Raw genomic sequence first — 21,413 nt, 5'->3', positions numbered from 1 at the left:
TTTGAGAGGATTCTAATGCCATTTTATTAAAATAAAAAGAAACAAAATTCCAATATGAGGTTGTGGCTGATCGACTTGCTGGTAGCGGATATGGAAATGCAGGAAGGGGAAGAGAGTCAGGTGGCCCCGAAGTGGAGCCATCCTGGAGGGGAAATTGCAGCGACTAATTATGAAGGCTGGTAGAGGGTGTAGAGCTCATCTTCTTCCAGGGTGACGCGGCGAGTCAGCGCCTCGCCGATTTTCTGGTAGTCGCGGCGGAAGTCCCGCACCATTTCCGGAGTAAAGGCTTCGTGAGTATAGCGCTTGCAGAACTGTACCACCGCTGTGGCTATCTCATTCATATCCGTGCGGAAATCCTTGACGATCTGCAGTGTGTGCACGTCCTCGGCCAGGGCCTGTTCCAGGTAAACGTAGAAGCGCACGTTTTCCTTGATCAGGTGGGCCTGGAAGCCGGATTTAAACAGGGTCAGCAGGTGGGCCAGTTGGCGGAAATTCTGCTGTTCGAAGCCTTCGGACCAGATGCGCTGGAAAATCTCCACCAGGGTCTGGTGGTCTTTTTCCAGTGCCTGGATCAGGGTGGGGTCGTAGGAGATGGTGCGAGTCGGCTTGGCTCCGGCGTGGGTGCTGCGGGTGTACTTCTCCTCATCCACCCGGTCGTCGCCGCGAAACAGATCGGAAATAAAGCTGAACATGGTTGTAGCCCTTTGTTATGTGTCGTGTGCGAACCGTCTTTTCTGCCGGTGACTGCGCACCGGGGGTCGAGAATAGCGTCACCTTCCCAGGATGTCATCGACCCTGTAGCTGGTACCGCAGAAAGTGTGAATCCTATCTGGTACTCGCGTCGATGTGTTTGGTATCTGGCAATGTAGACAAGGTTTTGCCCAAGTGCCGACCTCTCGCTTGTTTTGAGATGAGTGTCACATTTTGCAGGCCGCTGCCCTGTCACGCCCAGTTCGCGATTGGGCCAAGCCTAAAGAAGAGAAAGGCACCGAGTCGCGCAAAGAATGCGCCACTCGATGCCTTGCTTTTTTTCAGCGCGGGATCAAAACTGCGGGGAAAGTCCGTTCATTGTCACCGCAGTTCGATCGGTGCGCTGAGCAGGTTTACTCAAGGTCAAGGTTTACTTTGACTTCTTTTCCTTGCCCTTGGCCGTCGCCTGCACTGTGACTTCTGCCGAACAGGTACTGCTTGCAGCCAGGCAGACCTTGTAGGTGAAGCTGGTGCTGTTTGAACGGAAAGAGTCACTGAAGTGGCCGTCGTTGTTGGTCGACTTGACCAAGACACCGTCGCGGTAGATATCGACCTTCCGGGACTTGGCACCGGCCCAGCTCAGGTCCGCCTGTACGCGGCCATTTGAGTGAGTGGCACTTGCGTCCAGGCTGATGGCGGAGGTGACTGTCACCGATTTGCCGACACTGTGGGTGGCGCCGTCATTGTCGGTAACCGTCAGGGTGACCGGGTAGCTGCCGGGCCCTGCGTAAGTGTGGCTGGGGTTGGCCAGGTCGGAACTATTGCCGTCCCCGAAATCCCAGGCCCACGCAACCACAGAGCCATCACTGTCGCCGCTCATATCGGTGAAGCTCACCGCCATGTCGGACACCGCGTAGCCGAAGTCCGCTGTCGGTGCTTCATTTGCCGGAGCCGGAGTGACGGTGACGGTCACCACGGACGAGCCCGAGGCTCCCTGTGAGTCGACCGCTTCGGCCATTACCGTGTGTTCGCCCGCACTGAGTGTTGTGGTACTGACACTGGTGCCGGTGCCAATCAGCCCGTCGAGGGATGACAGCCAGTTAATGGATGCACTTACGTCGCCATCCTCACTGTCATCCGCTGTCGCGCTGAAGACAACAACATCGCCTTCGGTAACAGTACTGCCGCCAGTCGGCGAGCTGATGCTCACTGTCGGGGCGGTGTTGCCGGGCGGCGGGGTCACGACATCACCGTTGCCGAGGGTGATGGACCAGCTGTTCAGCACACCGTTGTTGGTGTAACTGGACATATCCTCTGCGCGCAGCTTCCATACGCCGAAGCTATTGTCGCCAATAAAGTCGGCCGGCGTGAAGGTCTCCACCAGATCCTTGTTGCTGTATCCGGTCATATCGTGCAGTTTGAAAACCTTGCCCGACGGAGCAATCAGGTCCACCTTCAGGTCGCCGATCCAGTCGAAAGAGATATTCACGCTGACACTGAACGAATCGATGATCAGGGCTTCGGGTACGTCGATTTCACTAACGATCGCATATCCGAGACTCCCATGGGTTTCCGGCATGATCACTGGCGAGTCCATGCTGTGTGTCACAGAGGTGTTTGGCGTCAGTACCGAAATATTGAAGCGCTTGGAGGACTCCTGCCCGGCCGCGTCAACAGCTGTTACGGTGATCTCATGGTTGCCATAGCTCAGGCTGCTGGTGCTGATTGCACCACCTGAACCCAGCGGGCCATCGATATCCGAACTCCAGTTTATGGAACCGCTGACATCACCGTCTTCAACGTCGGTTGCGACAGCACTAAAGTTGATCATGTCGCCAACCAGGAAGGGGCTGCCGTGCGCTGGTCCATTAACGTCGATGCTGGGCAGATAGTTGTAACCGCTGCTCGCCGCGCCGGAAATATCCACTGACCAGCCGTTCAGAACACCAACCTGTTTTCCCAGCTCATCGGTTACCTTCAGGGTCCAGTCACCCAATGCCCGGTCCAGTTCGAACTGGTCCAGATCGTAGTTTCCAGCCCAGGCAAACTCGCGATCGTGCAGGACGGCGGTTTTACCATTGGGAGAAGTCAGGCTTACCACCAGGTCGCCAGGCCTGGTGTGGCTGATGTCAACAGCGACGGAAGTGGCAACAATGGCGATGTCGTCGGGCACATTGATGGTGCTGGAGGTACCGATAGAGCTTTTATCCGGAATGGATCCGCCCTGGCCGTTTTCATAACTGAAGGAAATGGTGCCCTCGGGCCACACTTTCAGTCGCACGTCGGTTGTCTTGGTCAGCTCGCCATCCTGCGCCGTCACCGTAATGGTATAGATACCGGGTGCTACTTCGGTGCTGGGTGTTACGCTCATGACTGTCGAGCCGCCGGCGGGCACTTCGAGCGGGGAGAAGCTGATCTCCGCATCGAGAGCGGGGAAGGCGGTTGCGGAGAAAGTTGCACTGCCGCTATAGCCGCCCATTCCGTTCAGGTCGATGGTGTAGGTCGCAACCTCGCCCTGGTTCACAGTGCTGGAGAGGGGGCTGCCGCCGAGATAGAAAGTGGGACCACCACCGCCCACCATCAGCAGGGCATTCTCGACGTTCAGGCGACGGCCGGATACCGTCTTGCCGTCGAGCGCGGCTATGGCATCGCCCGAATTCATCAGCACGTCTTTCAATTGGGCCGTTGTCAGGTTCGGGGCGGTCGCCAGTACCAGCGCGCCCGCACCGGCTACGTGCGGCGTCGCCATTGAGGTGCCGCTAAAGGTGGAGTAGCTGTCACCCGGCACCGTGGACAGCACGGCCGAGCCCGGTGCCCCCATATCGACAGACGTCAGGCCCCACTGGGAAAAGCTGGACATGTTGTCGCTGCTGTCCGTGGAGGCAATAGCCATGACGTTCGACACATCGTAACTGGCGGGGTAGGAGGGAGTGGCATCATTGTCAAAGGCATCGTTACCCGCGGCGGCCACAAACAACATATCCGCATTGTTGGCCGCAGTAATGGCGTCTTTGAGGGTCTGGCTGAAGCCGCCGCCACCCCAGGAGTTGTTCAGTACCCGGATATTCACGCCGCGGCTCTTCAGGTCGACCATATAGTTGATGCATTCAACGCCATCGGCGAGGGTGCCACCGTTGGTGCCGAGGAAACTGCAGCCGATCATCCTGGTCTGCCAGTTTACGCCCACAACACCGGTGCTATTGTTGCCGCTGGCGCCGATGGTCCCGGCCACATGGGTGCCGTGCTCTCCGGTATCCATCGGGTTGCCATCGTCATTGATGGCGGAGATCCCGTGAATGTCGTCTATGTAGCCATTGCCGTCGTCATCGATGTTGTTGCCGGCAATTTCATTGGGGTTGATCCAGATATTGGCGATCAGGTCCGGATGTGTGTAGTCAAAGCCGGTATCGATCACACCGACAACTATCTCCCTGTCGCCAATCTGCATGTCCCACGCCAGGTCGGCCTTGGTCTTTGCCATACCCCACAAGTCGCCGTAGCGCGGATCACTGGGAATCACAGAGGGGTAGTACCGATAGTTCAGCTCTGCGTACTCGATATGCGGATCGTTCTTCAGCTGCTTCAGTGCCTCCAGCGGGCTCTGGCCTTGGGGCAGTTTCAGCTTGGCCAGGCGGCCTTTTGCGATATGTCGGAAGCGGTCATCGACACCGTCGCCGTTCTTGTCTTTGAAGGAGGCGCCGAACTGCTTGGCGAGATTCTTGCGGTCCTCTTTCTTGCTTTTCTCGGCGAACTTTACCAGAACGGATCCGCCGTCGTAGTCAGGGCCAACCCCCTGCTTGGACGTCGTTGCCGCGATCAGTTCCGGGCTGGCTGCTGTCACCAGCGATGCCGCCAGTATCGAAGACAGCGCCTTGAAAGGCGTCTTTATTGATCTTTTCATTGCTAAATTCCCTAGACGATTGAAGCAAGCAGGTCGCCGGGCACGGCCGGCGACCTCTCTCATTTGCATAATTATTTGTGCAAACATATGTAAATTAAACGCAATGTTTGCATATTGTAAAGATTTTTTAACAATTTTTATGCTAGGAGGGTAGGGCGGACAGGCCCTGTAAAGCATGCTTCTGGCTCGCCCGGAAGAAAATTTGTTGATTTTCAGTAGGTTAGGCGGATCTGCTTCATTTTGAAATGTATATGAGTATATACAGTGTTATTGGTGTGTGGGCCAGCTGAGGTGGAAGCGGGCGCCGCCGAGGTGGCTTTCGGAGATGGTAATGGAGCCGTCGAAGCTCTCGACCAGCCGCAGGGCTATGGCCAGGCCGAGGCCGGTTCCGCCGGTAGCGCGGGTCCGGCTGGGGTCGAGACGCACAAAAGGTTCAAACACCCTCTGCCGGTCGGCGGGCGCTATACCCGGGCCGTCGTCATCGACGAAGATGTCGATACTCTCCGCCTGAACCCGGCAGCTGACTTCAACCTGCCTGTGCGAATAGCGCATGGCGTTCGACAGCAGGTTGTTGATTGTCCAGAGCAGGTATTTGCGTGGCAGCGGAACCTTTTGCGAAGCGGCTTCTGCAGGAGTCACGCTGATGCATTTGCCAGGGTGGAGTTGGTGTTGCAGCGCTGCCTGCTCCTGCAGCAGTTTTTGCAGGTTCACCAGTTGCGAGATTTCCTCTGCACTTTCCGGGGACTCCCTGCGCAGCCACAGGGATATCTCCCTCAGCAGTTCGTCGAGTTCCTTCAGGCCTTTATTGATATTGCCGAACAGGGCGCTGTCGGGCCGGGTTTCCTGGTCCTGCAGCATGTCCACCGCCAGCTGCACGCGGGCCAGCGGGGCGCGAAACTCGTGCGCTATCGCCTGCATGAGTTCCCGCTGTGTGTTCAATGACTTCTGCAGGGCAAGGTTGACCTTTTTCTGGCTGAATCTTCCGTACAGCAGCAGTGAAATCGTTAGCAATAGCAGCAGGCCGAAGATCCAGGCGTTGCGCTCCACTTTCTGCTTCTCTATGCGGCTCGCCTGGACTGCGTTGTCCCGCTCGAGCAGTTCGATTTTCCTGAGGCGTGTTTCCGCCTCGTGCAGGCTTCGCAGTTGGGCCAGTTTGTCGCTGCTCGCTTTGCTGAACAGTTCGTCGTTGAGCTTTTTGTGGTGCCTGAAAGCGGAAAACGCCTGTCGGTAGTCTCCCCTGGCAGCGTGGATCTGCGAGAGCAGGAGTTGTGCCTGGCTGGACTTGGCTTTCTCACTGGAAGCGTCTGCCATGTCCGCCGCTATTTCTGCCTCTTTTGCCGCGCGCTCGGGATCGTTTTGCTGGAGATGTATCTCGGCTTGCAGCAGGTGCCCTTGCGATTGCAGGGCGCCGAAGCCCAGTGATTTCGCCAGGCGAAACCCCTGGTCGAGAAAGGTTTGTGCGTCGCGAGGCTGGCCCTGCAGGATTTTTAGTTGCGCCAGAGACATCAGGACACTGCACTCAATGGATTCGTCCTTGATCTCCCGGGCGTAGCTCAAGGCCTTTTCGTAGTGTTTCTGCGCTTTCGCGAAGTCTAATTTGTGTTGGTGTGCGAGACCAATAGCGTTGAGGGTCTGGGCTATGGCTCTTTTGTCGCCCAGGGACTCGAAGAGGTGCTGGGCCTCCAGGAAGTAGTCCAGGGCCTTGTCGTAGTCGCCGATATGGTCATAGGTGATGCCGATATTCAGCTGTAATTCTGCGATGCCTGGCTTGTCCTGCAGCGACTCGCGAATTCTCAGCGCCTCCAGCTGTATTTCGAGAGCCTGGCTGTAGTCACCCTGGGCGGAAAATATGCCGGCGATATTGTTCAACATTATGGTCAGCTTCCCCCGATTGCCTGAGGCACGGTGGATTTTTTGCGCTTTTCTAAAGTATTCAAATGCTCGGGCGTTGTCGCCTTGTTCGATAAATATCAGGCCGATGTTGTTTAGGGTGGCGGCCTCGGAATCGGTTTTCTTTAGCGTTTGGGTGAGTTCCAGGGCGCGGAAAAAATTGGAGAGTGCTCGTTCGAATTCCGCCATTCGCCAGTAGAGCAGGCCACTGATATTGAGAGGTACGATTAAATGGTCGGGATCATCCAGGGATTCAGCGATGGACACCGCCTGTTCCGCCAGCAGAATTCCCTGCTCGTATTGCCCCAGGACCATGTGCGCCCAGGCCATGTTGCTCAAGACGAGGGTTCGGGAGGCGGAGTCGGGGTTTGTTTCAAGGCTTTCCAGTGCCAGTGCGCCGAACTGCAATGTCTTTTGAGGGTTTGTATTGCGGTTTTGAATGGCGAGTTGCAGCAGTTGCTCGGTCTTTTGTTGCCCGCTGGCGGCGGCTTCCAGTGGGCGGGTTTCCTGCTGTGCGGCCGCAAATGTGCTGCCGAAAAAATAAATTATGAGAGCGGCCAGGCAGGGGAGCCAGGGTGTCGCTGTGGGGCGGCGTGCGATGCTCAGTGGCTGGAGCATTGCTCGGATGCTAGTTGGTAACCCTTGCCCCGCACGGTGATAATGATTCTGGGGAGCCTGGGGTCGTCCCCCATTTTTTTTCGTAGGTGGGAAATGCGCAGGTCGATGGTCCGCGGCGTGCTGTCGTAGCCGAGGCCGGTGAAGTGCTTGGCGATTTCCTCCCGGGTCAGGACATTGCCGGCCCTTTCTGCCAGCATCCACAGGAGTTCAAATTCGAAGGTGGTCAGCTCGATTTCCTCGTCGCGCAGGGCGACGCGGCGGGCCACCCTGTCGATTTGCAGGCCGTTGACGGAAATTTGCGCGGCGTCTCCCGCGGCCTGGGTCGGCACCGGTCCCTTCGGCTGTGCCTCGTGGCGCCGGAGAAGGGCTCTTACCCGGGCCAGTAGTACCCGTGAGCGCACCGGCTTGGTCAGGTAGTCGTCGGCCCCGACCTCGAGGCCGGCGACCTCGTCTACATCGTCTTCCAGGGCGGAGAGCATCAGTATGGGGCCTTTATAGGCGCCGCCGCTGAGTACCTGGCGGCAAATGGAGAGGCCATCCTGGCCGGGCAGCATCACATCGAGGATCACCAGTCGCGGTTGCTCTTCGAGAATCCGGCTGGTCGCCCTGGCGCCATCGGTCTCGATTTTCGCCTCCAGGCCGTTTTTTTGCAGGAAATCGGCCAACAGCTCCGCCAGTTCGCGGTCGTCGTCGACGATCAGTATCCAGTTGCTTGACATTCCTCTTCAACCTTTGCGGCTTGACACCCTGGCGAAGTGTATCACATTGTATATTTTCATATATAAAGGGGTGTGAGGGCCATTAAAAAACCCGGCGAGTGCCGGGTTCTTTTCATTGGTGCCTGTGCCGGGTGCGGTGCTTTCCTTAACGCTGCTCCAGTGGCACATAGTCGCGCTGGGTATAGCCGGTGTAAAGCTGGCGCGGACGACCGATCTTGTAGGGGTTGGAGATCATCTCGTTCCAGTGGGCGATCCAGCCGGCGGTACGGCCGGTGGCGAAGATCACGGTGAACATGTCGGTGGGGATACCGATCGCCTTCATGATGATGCCGGAGTAGAAGTCCACGTTCGGGTAGAGTTTCTTCTCGATAAAGTACTCGTCTTCCAGGGCGATCTGCTCCAGCTTCTTGGCGATCTTCAGCAGCGGATCATTCTCCGCACCCATGGCGCCGAGCACGTCGTCGCAGATACCCTGCATCACGCGGGAGCGCGGGTCGAAGTTCTTGTACACGCGGTGGCCGAAACCCATCAGGCGGAAGGGGTCGTTCTTGTCCTTGGCGCGCTTGACGAACTCGTCGATACGGCTCACGTCGCCGATCTCCTGCAGCATGTTCAGCACCGCTTCGTTGGCGCCGCCGTGCGCCGGTCCCCAGAGGGTGGCGATGCCGGAGGAGATACAGGCGAAGGGGTTGGCGCCGGAGGATCCGGCCAGGCGCACGGTGGAGGTGGAGGCGTTCTGCTCGTGGTCCGCGTGCAGCAGGAAGATGATGTCCATCGCCTTGGCCACGATCGGGTCTATCTTGCTCGGCTCGCAGGGGTTGCCGAACATCATGTGCAGGAAATTCTCGGAGTAGCTGAGGCTGTTGTCCGGATACATGAACGGCTGGCCCTTGGAGTGCTTGTAGCACATGGCGGCCAGGGTCGGCATCTTGGCGATCAGGCGGTCCGCGGAGATCTTGCGGTGTTCCGGATCGGTGATGTCGAGGGAGTCGTGGTAGAAGGAGGCGAGGGCGCCGACCACGCCGCACATCATCGCCATCGGGTGGGCGTCGTAGCGGAAGCCCTTGAAGAAGTTGACCAGTGACTCGTGCACCATGGTGTGGTTCATGATGCTGTCGACATATTCCTTCTTCTGCTCGGCGCTGGGCAGTTCGCCGTTCATCAGCAGGTAGCAGGTCTCCAGGTAATCGGACTGCTCTGCCAGTTGCTCGATGGGGTATCCGCGGTGCAGCAGCTGGCCCTTGGCGCCGTCAATAAAGGTGATCTCGGATTCACAGGAGGCAGTGGACATAAAGCCCGGATCGTAGGTGAACAAGCCCTTGCCAGCCAGGCTGCTGACATCGACAACGTCGGGGCCGAGGGTACCGGAGAGTACGGGCATCTCTAGGGTGCCGTCGACACCGTCGACCGTGAGTTGCGCTTTCTTATCGGACATTGCGGACTCCTAAAACTGTTCTTTTTGCCTGCCCGTCGCGAGGCGGTGTCTCCGCCGGTGGTGCGACTATCGCGCCGCGGGGAGCGGGCGCCAGGGCTCGATTTCTGCTGCTGGCTTGCGGGCTCGGGCCGGCTCCGTTGCCGGCCGGACTCCTTCAGTACCCTATTTGGGGTAGTTCAGATCCAGCATTTGTGGGGCCCCGGGGGGCATTTGAGCGGGGCAAACTTAAGTTGCACGCCGCAAATTGTCAAACCAAAAGGAGTGGACGGTCGGTCCCGTGGCAACAGGATATCCGGTCCCCGCTTCGGGTCGCAGAGGATTTGCCTGGCTGCGTCGCGAATTGTCTGCGGAAATCCCGCTGCCTGACTGGCGCCCCTTTGCCTTAGACCAAAGTCGGAATATAGCCGCAGTATCTGAGGCGTTCGTTGTGTTTTCGAGATCGAATGCCTATAATCCGCGCGGCTTGCGCCATGGTAAGGCCACTTTGTTCAAGGCTTCAGCAGGTCGTGTGCAAAGTGATCGGCAAGCACTCGCCCCCTCCATTTGAAAAGCTAACGGGCGCCCGGTCGTTCAGGGCAACAAGGTGTTTTTCCTGTGAACAAAAACAGACCTGTCAATCTAGACATTTCCACTATCAAGCTTCCCGCTGCCGCTCTGGTTTCCATCCTGCATCGTATCTCCGGCGTCGTCCTCTTCGCCGTGGTCGCGCTGCTGCTGTGCATGCTCGATGCCAGCCTGGAATCCGAGCAGGGCTTCGCCGACGTAGCGGCAGCCTTTAACAGCGTTCCCGCCAAACTCGTCCTCTGGGCGGCGCTGGCAGCACTCATCTACCACCTGGTGGCGGGCATTCGCCACCTGCTGATGGATCTGGGGATCGGTGAATCCCTGGAGGGCGGTCGACGCGGTGCCGTAACGGTACTGGTCGTAGCTGTAATTCTTATTCTGCTGGCGGGGGTATGGGTATGGTAACCACAATCACAAGTTTCGGCCGCAGCGGCACTTTCGACTGGCTGTACCAGCGCGTCAGCGCGGTCATTCTCGCGGCTTATACCTTCTTTATAGTGGGTTTCATTTTTCTGAGCGACGACTTCAGTTACCAGACCTGGTCTGCGCTCTTTGAGCAGCGCTGGATGCGCGTGTTCACCCTGGTGGCCCTGCTCGCCACAGTGGCACACGCCTGGATCGGTCTCTGGTCCGTGCTCACCGACTACATCACCAACCGCATGATGGGCCCGAAAGCCGCCGCGATCCGCATTGTGATCGAAGTGCTGCTGGCTGCGGTTGCCGTGTTCTACACGGTGTGGGGCATTGAAATTCTGTGGGGTGTGTAACTGATGGCGAATATGCGAACTATTACTTTTGACGGGATCGTAATCGGCGGTGGCGGCGCGGGTATGCGCGCGGCCCTGCAAATGGCCCAGTCCGGCTTCAAGACCGCGGTCATCACCAAGGTGTTCCCGACCCGCTCGCACACCGTATCCGCCCAGGGCGGCATCACCTGCGCCATCGCCAGTGCCGATCCGCAGGATGACTGGCGCTGGCACATGTACGACACCGTCAAGGGGTCCGACTATATCGGCGACCAGGATGCCATCGAGTATATGTGCTCCGTGGGTCCGGAAGCGGTGTTCGAGCTGGAGCATATGGGTCTGCCTTTCTCCCGCACCGAAGAGGGCCGCATCTACCAGCGTCCCTTTGGCGGCCAGTCCAAGGACTTCGGTCGCGGCGGCCAGGCCGCGCGCACCTGTGCGGCCGCTGACCGCACCGGCCACGCACTGCTGCACACCCTCTACCAGAACAACGTCAAGCACAACACCGTCTTCCTGAACGAGTGGTTTGCGATCGACCTGGTGAAGAACCAGGACGGTGCCGTGGTGGGTGTGATCGCCATGTGTATCGAGGATGGCGAAGTGGTCTTCATCAAGTCCAAGGCCACCGTATTCGCCACCGGCGGTGCCGGCCGTATCTTCGCTTCCACCACCAATGCGCACATCAATACCGGCGACGGCGTGGGCATGGCCCTGCGCGCGGGTATGCCGGTGCAGGATATCGAGATGTGGCAGTTCCACCCGACTGGTATTGCCGGTGCCGGCGTACTGGTCACCGAGGGCTGTCGCGGTGAGGGTGGCTACCTTATCAATAAGGATGGCGAGCGCTTTATGGAGCGTTATGCCCCCAATGCCAAAGACCTGGCCTCCCGCGATGTGGTGGCCCGCTCCATGGTTCTCGAGATCCTCGATGGCCGCGGTGCCGGAGACAATGGCGACCACGTATTCCTGAAACTCGACCACCTGGGTGAGGAGGTGCTGCACAGCCGCCTGCCGGGTATCTGCGAGCTGGCCAAGACCTTCGCCCACGTGGATCCGGTCAAGACACCGATCCCGGTGGTGCCCACCTGTCACTATATGATGGGCGGTATCCCCACCAATGTGCACGGCCAGGCCCTGACCCAGGACGCCGCCGGCAACGACCAGGTGATCGACGGTTTCTACGCCTGTGGCGAGGTGGCCTGTGTGTCCGTACACGGCGCCAACCGCCTGGGCGGCAACTCGCTGCTCGACCTGGTGGTTTTCGGTCGCGCCTCCGGCCTGTTTATCGAGCAGGCCCTGCGCGAGGGCATCGAGTCCCGCGAGGCGTCCGAGTCCGATATCGAGGCCGCCATGTCGCGCCTGAACCGCCTGGAGAATACCAACGATGGCGAATCGGCCGCGAGCCTCCGCACCGAGCTGCAGGGCGTGATGCAGAACCACTTCGGCGTATTCCGCCGCGGCGATTACATGGCCGAGGGTGTGAAGAAGCTGGAAGGCCTGCGCGAGCGTATCGCCAATGTGCGCCTGGAGGACAAGAGCCGCGCCTTCAATACCGCCCGTATCGAGGCGCTGGAGCTGCAGAACCTGCTGGAAGTGGCCGAAGCCACCGCGATTGCCGCCGAAGTGCGCACCGAAAGCCGCGGCGCCCACGCCCGCGAGGACTTCCAGGAGCGCGACGACGAGAACTGGCTGTGCCATTCCATGTTCTTCCCGGCGGAAAAACGCGTCGGCAAGCGTGCGGTCAACTTCGCGCCCACGACCATGGAAGCTTTCGAGCCGAAGGCTCGTACCTATTAATTGCCCGGGAACCCTGTAGGAGCGGCCGGTGGCCGCGATCTGTGCCTGATCAGAGCCCCATCGCGGCCATGGGCCGCTCCTACAAAGAGACCGGTTAAATCGGAAAGCCTGTAAAATGTTGAAAGTAAGCATTTACCGTTACAACCCGGAGACTGACAAAGCTCCCCATATGCAGGACTACGAGCTGGACACCCAGGGCAAGGACCTGATGGTGCTGGACGTTCTGGAACTGTTGAAGGCCGAGGACCCGAGCCTGTCCTTCCGCCGCTCCTGCCGCGAGGGTGTGTGTGGTTCCGATGGCATGAACATCTCCGGCCGCAACGGCCTGGCCTGTACCACGCCCATTTCCGAAGCGGCGCCCAAGGGCAAGCTGGTCCTGCGCCCGCTGCCGGGCCTGCCGGTGATCCGCGACCTGGTCGTGGATATGGAGCAGTTTTACGAGCAGTACAAAAAGATCGAACCCTTCCTGCAGAACGATACCCCGGCACCGGCGATTGAGCGTTTGCAGAGCCCGGAAGAGCGCGAGAAGCTGGATGGCCTCTACGAGTGTATCCTGTGCGCCTGCTGCTCCACCGCGTGCCCGTCTTTCTGGTGGAACCCGGACAAGTTCATCGGCCCGGCCGGCCTGCTGCAGGCCTACCGCTTCCTGGCGGACAGCCGCGACCTGGCGACCGACGAACGCCTGTCCAACCTGGATGATCCGTTCAGCGTCTTCCGCTGCCACGGTATCCAGAATTGCGTGAATGTGTGCCCCAAGGGTCTGAATCCGACCCGCGCCATCGGCCACATTCGCAATATGCTGCTGGCGCGTGCCGTATAGCCCTGTAGGCGGAGCGCACTAGAGCGACAGCCCGGTGGAGAAAGAGAGTCGGGACAGCCCCGATTTCTCGACCCGGCGCCAACGGCGGCGCCTATCTGAGGATTAGAAAGCTGGTCACAGAGCCGGCCGCAACTAAAAAGGGGAGACTGCTTCACGCGTCTCCCTTTTGTGAATGAGTGAAAGGAAGGAGGGAAGCTCCCTCCCATCGAGGTAGGCATCAACATGCACGAAAGTACCATGGAGCAGCTGTGGCGTAGCTCCCATATCTCCGGGGGCAACGCCGCCTATGTGGAGGAACTGTACGAGACCTATCTGCACGACCCCAATGGCGTGCCGGAGGAGTGGCGCAGTTACTTCGACAGTCTCCCGCGAGTCAACGGCAGTGGCGACGTTTCCCACGCCGCAGTGCGCCAGCACTTTGAACTGCTCGCCAAGCATCGCACCCGCCCGCTGGCCGCTCCCGGTGCCGGCGCCATCAACATCGAGCACGAACGCAAGCAGGTCAAAGTCCTGCAGCTGATCAACTCCTACCGCCACCGCGGCCACAAGAAGGCCACCCTGGACCCCCTGGGCCTGATGGCGCGGGAGCAGGTGCCGGACCTGCAGCTGAATTACCACGGCCTCACCGAGGGCGACTTCGACACCACCTTCCAGACCGGCGATCTCTTCTTTGGCAACGGTGAAGCCACCCTGCGCGATATCGTCGAGGGCCTGGAGCGGACCTACTGCGGCACCCTGGGTGCGGAAATCATGCACCTGTCCAACCTGGACGAGCAGCACTGGTTCCAGCAGCGCCTGGAGCGCAGCCAGTGCAAACCGAATTTCGGCGCCGATATCCAGACTGAAATCCTGCAGCGATTGTCTGCTGCCGAGGGCCTGGAGCGCCACCTGGACTCCAAGTACCCGGGCACCAAGCGTTTCGGTGTCGAGGGCGGTGAGAGCCTGATCCCGATGCTGGACGCGTTGATCCGCCGCTCCGGCACCTACGGCGTCAAGGAAGTGGTAATGGGCATGGCCCACCGTGGCCGCCTGAATACCCTGGTTAACATTCTGGGCAAGAACCCGTCGGACCTGTTCGAGGAATTCGAGGGCAAGAAGACCCTGGATACCTCCGGCGACGTCAAGTATCACCAGGGCTTCTCCTCCAATGTGATGACCCCGGGTGGCGAAGTGCACCTGGCACTGGCCTTCAACCCGTCGCACCTGGAGATCTGTGCACCGGTGGTGGTCGGTTCTGTGCGCGCGCGCCAGGATCGCCGCGACGATGCCACCGGTGAGAAGGTGATGCCGATCAATATTCACGGCGACGCCGCCTTTGCCGGTCAGGGCGTGGTGCAGGAAACCCTGCAGATGTCCCAGACCCGCGGTTTCTATACCGGTGGCAGCATTCATATCGTGCTGAACAACCAGGTGGGCTTTACCACCAGCAAACGCGAGGATGCCCGCTCCACCGAGTACTGCACCGACGTGGCGAAGATGATCGACGCCCCGGTACTGCACGTGAACGGCGACGACCCGGAAATGGTCGTGCTGGCGGCGCTGCTGGCCGTGGACTACCGCTACGAATTCAAGAAAGACATCGTCATCGACCTGGTGTGCTACCGTCGCCGCGGTCACAACGAGACCGACGATCCGTCCGGCACCCAGCCGCTGATGTACCAGACCATCCGCAAGCACAAGTCCACCCGCACCCTGTATGCGGAGAAACTGGTCAACGGCGGTGTGCTGGACAAGGCCGCCGCGGACAAGCTGGCCAGCGAGTACCGCGACAAACTGGACAAAGGGGAGAACGTGGCCACCGGCCTGGTGAAACAGCCGGATTCCTCCATGTTTGTGGATTGGTCGCCCTACCTGAACCACGACTGGCTGACCCAGGCGGATACCGGTATGGAGCTGCCGAAGCTGAAGGATGTCGCCAGCCGCATGACCACAGTGCCGGACGGTGTGGTGATGCAGCGCCAGGTGGCGAAGATCTACGAGGACCGCCGCAAGATGGCCGGCGGCGCCCTGCCGCTGAACTGGGGCATGGCCGAGACGCTGGCCTACGGTACCCTGCTGGAAGAGGGCTATATGATCCGCTTCACCGGCGAGGACGTCGGCCGCGGTACCTTCTCCCACCGCCACGCGGTGATTCACAGCCAGAAAGACGGCCAGTCCTATGTGCCGCTGCAGAATATGTACGAGGGGCAGCCGCCTTTCTACATCTACGACTCACTGTTGTCGGAAGAGGCGGTGCTGGCGTTCGAATACGGCTACGCCACCACCACGCCCAAGTCACTGGTGGTCTGGGAGGCGCAGTTCGGCGACTTCGCCAACGGTGCCCAGGTGGTGATCGACCAGTTCATCACTTCCGGTGAGCACAAGTGGGGCCGTATGTGCGGCCTGGTGATGCTGTTGCCGCATGGTTACGAGGGCCAGGGCCCGGAGCACTCCTCCGCGCGCCTGGAGCGCTTTATGCAACTGTGTGCGGAGCACAATATCCAGGTGTGCAACGCCACCACCCCGGCACAGATTTTCCACCTGCTGCGCCGCCAGGCGGTGCGCCCGATGCGCCGCCCGCTGATCATCATGAGCCCCAAGTGGATCCTTCGTCACAAGCTGGCTACCTCCAGCCTGGACGAGCTGGCCAACGGCCGCTTCCACAATGTGATTCAGGACGATGCCGTGGACCCGGCCAAGGTCAAGCGCCTGATTCTGTGCTCCGGTAAGGTCTACTACCATTTGCTGGAAGCGCGTATGGAGCGCGAGCAGGAGAACGTGGCGCTGGTGCGTCTGGAACAGCTGTATCCCTTCCCGGACGACGAGTTTGTGGAGGCGGCTTCCGCGTTCAAGAATATCGAGAGCGTGGCCTGGTGCCAGGAAGAGCCGATGAACCAGGGCGCCTGGTATCACAGCCAGCACCACCTGCGCCGCCTGCTGGCGGAGACGCATCCGAAACTGGATCTGCAGTACGTGGGCCGCGAGCCGTCCGCCGCACCGGCGGCCGGTTACATGTCCACGCACCTGGAAGAACAGAACAAGTTCATCAACGAGGCGCTGACCGTCAAATAAGGCGGCAGTAATTAGCAAAAAATGGATACTTTTAAAAAATCGTAGCGAGCGGGTGGCTGGTGGTGGCCGCCGGAGCGCAGGAAGCGGAGTGTACTTTAGTACATGAGCATTCCGAGCACCGCCGGACGTCGCCAGAGCGCACGCGCAGTAGATTTTAGAGGTGTCCAAGAGTCAATCTCAGGAAACAGGACCAATGACGATCGAGATTAAAGCGCCAACTTTCCCGGAATCCGTTCAGGACGGCACCGTTGCCACCTGGCACAAACAGCCCGGCGAAGCCGTGTCCCGCGATGAACTGATCGTGGATATCGAAACCGACAAGGTAGTGCTGGAAGTTGTCGCACCCGCCGACGGCGCCATCAGCGAAATCATCAAGGGCGAGGGCGATACTGTCCTGTCCAACGAGGTGATTGCCAAGTTTGAAGAAGGTGCAGGCGCAGGCGCCGCAACCGCGGAAGAAAAGCCGGCCGAGGCGCCCGCAGCGGAAGCCGCTCCGGCCGCCGGCGGCGAGAAAATCGCCATGCCATCTGCCAAGAAAATGGCGGCGGAGAGGGGCGTCGCCCGGGGCGGCGGCGGGGGCAGCGGCAAGGGCGGCCGCGTCCTGAAAGAAGATGTGATGAAGGCCGGTCCCGCGCCGGCAGCCGCCGCAGCACCGGCGGCGGCCGCGGAAGTGGCCGTGGCGCCGGGTGAGCGCGTCGAGAAGCGCGTGCCCATGACCCGCATGCGCAAGCGCATCGCCGAGCGCCTGCTGGACGCCAGCCAGTCCACCGCCATGCTCACTACCTTCAATGAAGTGAACATGAAGCCGGTGATGGATCTGCGCAAGAACTACAAGGACCTGTTCGAGAAGAAGCACAATGGCACCCGCCTGGGCTTTATGGGCTTCTTCGTGAAGGCGGCTGTGGAGGCACTGAAGCGCTATTCCGCGGTGAATGCCTCCATCGATGGTAACGATATTGTCTACCACGGTTACCAGGATATCGGTGTGGCGGTATCCTCGCCGAAGGGCCTGGTGGTGCCGATCCTGCGCAATGCCGAGAACATGGGCCTGGCGGATATGGAAAACAATATCCGCGATCTGGGTGTGCGCGCCCGCGACGGCAAACTGTCCATCGAAGAGATGACCGGTGGTACCTTCACCATTACCAACGGCGGTGTCTTCGGCTCCCTGCTGTCCACCCCGATCCTGAACCCGCCGCAGACCGCAATCCTGGGCATGCACAAAATCCAGGAGCGCCCGATGGCGGTAGACGGCAAGGTGGAAATTCTGCCGATGATGTACCTGGCGCTGTCCTACGACCACCGCCTGATCGACGGCAAGGAAGCGGTCGGCTTCCTGGTGGCGATCAAGGAGATGATCGAAGACCCGGCTCGCATACTGCTGGAAGTCTAAAAATTCAGGGGCCCGAAGTGGCCCCTCTTGCACACTGAATTCACCCAATTTGGAACAGACCATGTCAGAAAAATTTGACGTAATCGTTATCGGCTCCGGCCCCGGGGGTTATGTAGCAGCAATCCGCGCAGCGCAGCTGGGTCTGAAGACTGCCTGTGTTGAGAAATGGACAAGCAAGGACGGCAAGGTTGTCAACGGCGGTACCTGCCTGAACGTCGGCTGTATCCCCTCCAAGGCGCTGCTGGACAGCTCCTGGAAATACCATGAGGCAAAAGACGCCCTCGACGTGCACGGCATCGACACCGGCAAGGTGAAGATCGACGTGAAAAAAATGATCGAGCGCAAGGACGGCGTGGTCAAGCAGATGTCCGGCGGTATTGCCGGCCTGTTTATGGCCAACAAGGTCACTTCCATCGAGGGCACCGGCAAGCTGCTGGCGAACAAGAAGGTGGAAGTGACCGACCACGACGGCAAGACCACCACCTACGAAGCCGAGAATGTGATCCTGGCTTCCGGTTCCGTGCCGGTGAACATTCCGCCGGCACCGGTGGATGACAAGATCATCGTCGATTCCACCGGCGCGCTGGAGTTCACCGAAGTGCCGAAGCGCCTGGGTGTGATCGGCGCCGGCGTTATCGGCCTGGAGCTGGGCTCCGTGTGGAATCGCCTGGGCTCTGACGTGGTGGTGCTGGAGGCGCTGGATAATTTCCTCGCGATCATGGACCAGCAGATTGCCAAGGAATCCCAGAAGATCCTGAAGAAGCAGGGCCTGGATATCCGCCTGTCCTGTCGTGTCACCGGCACCGAAGTGAAGGGCAAGGAAGTCGTTGTCACCTACGAGGACAAGGACGGCAAGGAGCAGCAGGAGACTTTCGACAAGCTGATCGTGTGCGTGGGCCGTCGCCCCTACACCGAGGGCCTGCTGTCCGAGGACGCCGGCGTCAAGCTGGACGAGCGCGGCTTTATCTACGTCAACGACCTGTGCATGACTTCCGCACCGGGCGTCTGGGCCGTTGGCGATGTGGTGCGCGGTCCCATGCTGGCGCACAAGGCCTCTGAAGAGGGCGTGGTGGTTGCCGAGCGTATCGCCGGCCAGAAGCCGATGATGAACTACGATGTCATTCCGAACGTCATCTACACCCACCCGGAAATCGCCGCTGTCGGTCGCACCGAAGAGCAGGTGAAAGCGGATGGCGAGCCCTACAATGTGGGTGTTTTCCCCTTCGTGGCTTCCGGCCGCGCCGTGGCAGCGAACGAAACTGCCGGTATGGTGAAGCTCATCGCGCACGCTGAAACCGACCGCGTACTGGGTGCCCATATCGTCGGCCCGTCTGCGGCGGATCTGGTGCAGCAGGTGGCGATTGCGATGGAGTTCGGTTCCAGTGCGGAAGATATCGGCATGACAGTGTTCGGTCACCCGACCCTGTCCGAAACCGTGAAGGAAGCGGCGCTGGCGGTAAACGGTCACGCGATCCATATCGCCAACCGCAAGAAGCGTAAGTAACTTTCGACGCCGGGGCGCCAGTTGATTTGAACTGGCGCCCCGGTTTCATTTGCAGAATTCGAAATTTGCAACGACGGAAATTTTGAATTCTGTCCTTAGGTGCAGAGCAATCTGCAATTGGTAAACACATTTCAAATGTGAATTGGTATTGACTATGAACTTGCATGAGTATCAGGGCAAACAACTGTTTGCAGCATACGGATTGCCGGTTTCCAAAGGCATTGCAGCGGAAACCCCGGCAGCGGCAGCAGCGGCGGCTGATGAAATTGGCGGCGACAAGTGGGTGGTAAAAGCCCAGGTACACGCCGGTGGCCGCGGTAAGGCCGGCGGTGTAAAGCTGGTGGATTCCAAGGCGGAGATTGAAGAATTCGCCAAGAAGTGGCTGGGCGAGCGCCTGGTAACCTACCAGACAGACGAAAACGGCCAGCCGGTTTCCCGCATCCTCGTTGAGAGCTGCACCGACATCGACCAGGAGCTGTACCTGGGCGCGGTCGTCGATCGCTCCACCCGTCGTATCGTTTTCATGGCCTCTACCGAGGGCGGCGTGGAAATCGAGAAGGTCGCGGAAGAGACTCCGGAAAAAATCCTCAAGGCCACCATCGACCCGCTGGTGGGTGCGCAGCCTTACCAGGCGCGCGAACTGGCGTTCAAACTGGGCCTGAACCCGACCCAGGTGAAGCAGTTCACCAAGATCTTCCTCGGCCTGGCCAAGATGTTCGAAGAGAAGGATCTGGCCCTGCTGGAAATCAACCCGCTGGTAATCACCACCGAAGGTAACCTGCACTGCCTGGACGCCAAGGTAGTAATCGACGGCAACGCCCTGTACCGCCACGCGGACCTGCGCGAAATGCACGATCCGTCCCAGGACGACGCGCGCGAAGCCCACGCGGCCAAGTACGAGCTCAACTATGTCGCCCTCGATGGCAATATCGGCTGCATGGTGAACGGCGCCGGCCTGGCCATGGGCACCATGGATATCGTCAACCTGCACGGCGGCAAGCCGGCCAACTTCCTCGACGTTGGCGGCGGTGCGACCAAAGAGCGCGTGGTTGAAGCCTTCAAGATCATCCTGTCCGACGAAAACGTCAAGGCAGTCCTGATCAATATCTTCGGCGGCATCGTGCGCTGCGACATGATCGCCGAAGGCGTGATCGGCGCGGTGAAAGAAGTGGGCGTTAAGGTACCGGTAGTGGTGCGCCTCGAAGGTAACAACGCCGACCTGGGCGCCAAGGTGCTGAGCGAGAGCGGTCTGAACATTATTGCGGCTACCAGCCTGACCGATGCTGCCGAGCAGGTGGTTAAAGCTGCGGAGGGTAAATAATCATGTCAGTACTGATTAACAAAGACACCAAAGTGATCTGCCAGGGCTTCACCGGCTCCCAGGGCACTTTCCACTCCGAACAGGCCATCGCCTACGGCACCAAGATGGTTGGCGGCGTGACCCCGGGCAAGGGCGGCCAGGAACACCTGGGTCTGCCGGTCTTCGACACCGTGAAAGAAGCGGTGGAAGCCACCGGTGCGGAAGCTTCCGTGATCTACGTTCCGGCGCCCTTCTGTAAGGATTCCATCCTGGAAGCGGCCGAGGGCGGCATCAAGCTGATCGTATGCATCACCGAGGGCATTCCGACCCTGGATATGCTGGACGCGAAAGTGAAGTGCGACGAGCTGGGCGTGCGCCTGATCGGCCCCAACTGCCCGGGCGTGATCACTCCCGGTGAGTGCAAGATCGGCATTATGCCGGGTCACATCCACAAGCCGGGCAAGGTGGGCATCGTTTCCCGCTCCGGTACCCTGACCTACGAAGCGGTCAAGCAGACCACCGACCACGGCTTCGGCCAGTCCACCTGTGTGGGCATCGGCGGCGACCCGATTCCGGGCTCCAACTTCATCGATATCCTGGAGATGTTCGAGAAGGATCCGCAGACCGAAGCCATCGTGATGATCGGCGAAATCGGCGGTACCGCGGAAGAAGAGGCGGCGGCCTACATCAAGGAAAACGTCACCAAGCCGGTGGTTTCCTACATTGCCGGCGTCACCGCACCTCCCGGAAAGCGCATGGGCCACGCCGGCGCCATCATCTCCGGCGGCAAGGGCACCGCGGACGAGAAGTTCGCCGCGCTGGAAGACGCCGGTGTGAAAACCGTACGTTCCCTGGCCGAGATCGGCAACGCGCTGAAGGAAGCTGCTGGCTGGTAAGCCGGTTGCTCTTGTAGGAACGGGGGGGGGGGGGGGCGGCCCCCCCGTCCCCCCCAAACACGCAAAAGGACGGCCCCCCGCGGGGGGGG

Annotated in this window: 14 protein-coding genes; 9 read left to right on the top strand and 5 right to left on the bottom strand. The window is 59.9% G+C overall.

The genetic code is table 11. The annotated features are described in order from the left end of the window. Positions 1–167: 167 nt before the first annotated feature. The 5 genes from IG627_RS19190 to gltA form a co-directional block, all read right to left on the bottom strand. Complete coding sequence (locus IG627_RS19190) at positions 168–692, bottom strand: hemerythrin domain-containing protein (protein ID WP_193194691.1); 525 nt, start codon at positions 690–692, stop codon at positions 168–170. Positions 693–1,120: 428 nt separating this feature from the next. Then, positions 1,121–4,591: a S8 family serine peptidase gene (locus tag IG627_RS19185; protein WP_193194689.1), complete on the bottom strand. Its 3,471-nt coding sequence runs from the start codon at positions 4,589–4,591 to the stop codon at positions 1,121–1,123. A 267-nt stretch (positions 4,592–4,858) separates the two neighbouring features. Then, on the bottom strand, positions 4,859–6,811 hold the full coding sequence (locus IG627_RS19180) for a tetratricopeptide repeat protein (protein WP_455429759.1): 1,953 nt from the start codon (positions 6,809–6,811) through the stop codon (positions 4,859–4,861). Between the two features lie 272 nt (positions 6,812–7,083). After that, positions 7,084–7,818 (bottom strand): response regulator transcription factor, encoded by a 735-nt coding sequence (locus IG627_RS19175; RefSeq protein WP_193194685.1) that lies wholly within the window; start codon positions 7,816–7,818, stop codon positions 7,084–7,086. Between the two features lie 145 nt (positions 7,819–7,963). Further along, positions 7,964–9,253, bottom strand: a complete 1,290-nt coding sequence (gene gltA / locus IG627_RS19170) for a citrate synthase (protein ID WP_193194683.1) — start codon at positions 9,251–9,253, stop codon at positions 7,964–7,966. Positions 9,254–9,847: 594 nt separating this feature from the next. Between gltA and sdhC the strand changes: the two genes are divergently transcribed. From sdhC to sucD, 9 genes are all read left to right on the top strand, one after another. Further along, complete coding sequence (gene sdhC / locus IG627_RS19165; RefSeq protein WP_193194681.1) at positions 9,848–10,222, top strand: succinate dehydrogenase, cytochrome b556 subunit; 375 nt, start codon at positions 9,848–9,850, stop codon at positions 10,220–10,222. Next, on the top strand, positions 10,216–10,584 hold the full coding sequence (gene sdhD, locus IG627_RS19160) for a succinate dehydrogenase, hydrophobic membrane anchor protein (RefSeq protein WP_193194679.1): 369 nt from the start codon (positions 10,216–10,218) through the stop codon (positions 10,582–10,584). Before sdhC ends, sdhD begins: the two co-directional genes overlap by 7 nt. 3 nt (positions 10,585–10,587) lie before the next feature. Beyond that, positions 10,588–12,360 (top strand): succinate dehydrogenase flavoprotein subunit, encoded by a 1,773-nt coding sequence (gene sdhA, locus IG627_RS19155; RefSeq protein ID WP_193194677.1) that lies wholly within the window; start codon positions 10,588–10,590, stop codon positions 12,358–12,360. A 115-nt stretch (positions 12,361–12,475) separates the two neighbouring features. Beyond that, a complete protein-coding gene (locus IG627_RS19150) occupies positions 12,476–13,180 on the top strand; it encodes a succinate dehydrogenase iron-sulfur subunit (protein WP_193194675.1) in 705 nt (234 codons plus the stop codon). 222 nt (positions 13,181–13,402) lie between these two features. Then, on the top strand, positions 13,403–16,231 hold the full coding sequence (locus IG627_RS19145) for a 2-oxoglutarate dehydrogenase E1 component (protein WP_193194673.1): 2,829 nt from the start codon (positions 13,403–13,405) through the stop codon (positions 16,229–16,231). A 193-nt stretch (positions 16,232–16,424) separates the two neighbouring features. Beyond that, positions 16,425–17,624, top strand: coding sequence for a 2-oxoglutarate dehydrogenase complex dihydrolipoyllysine-residue succinyltransferase (gene odhB / locus IG627_RS19140; RefSeq protein ID WP_193194670.1), 1,200 nt, complete (start codon positions 16,425–16,427; stop codon positions 17,622–17,624). A 61-nt stretch (positions 17,625–17,685) separates the two neighbouring features. Beyond that, complete coding sequence (gene lpdA / locus IG627_RS19135; RefSeq protein WP_193194668.1) at positions 17,686–19,128, top strand: dihydrolipoyl dehydrogenase; 1,443 nt, start codon at positions 17,686–17,688, stop codon at positions 19,126–19,128. Between the two features lie 154 nt (positions 19,129–19,282). After that, a complete protein-coding gene (gene sucC / locus IG627_RS19130) occupies positions 19,283–20,449 on the top strand; it encodes an ADP-forming succinate--CoA ligase subunit beta (protein WP_193194666.1) in 1,167 nt (388 codons plus the stop codon). A gap of 2 nt (positions 20,450–20,451) precedes the next feature. Then, positions 20,452–21,324, top strand: a complete 873-nt coding sequence (gene sucD / locus IG627_RS19125) for a succinate--CoA ligase subunit alpha (protein WP_193194664.1) — start codon at positions 20,452–20,454, stop codon at positions 21,322–21,324. The last annotated feature ends 89 nt before the right edge of the window (positions 21,325–21,413 follow it).

It is taken from the genome of Microbulbifer taiwanensis (assembly GCF_014904815.1).
Taxonomy (GTDB): Bacteria; Pseudomonadota; Gammaproteobacteria; order Pseudomonadales; family Cellvibrionaceae; genus Microbulbifer; species Microbulbifer taiwanensis.
Note: the sequence above shows the minus strand (reverse complement) of the source record. Positions and strands in the feature narration are given on the sequence as shown.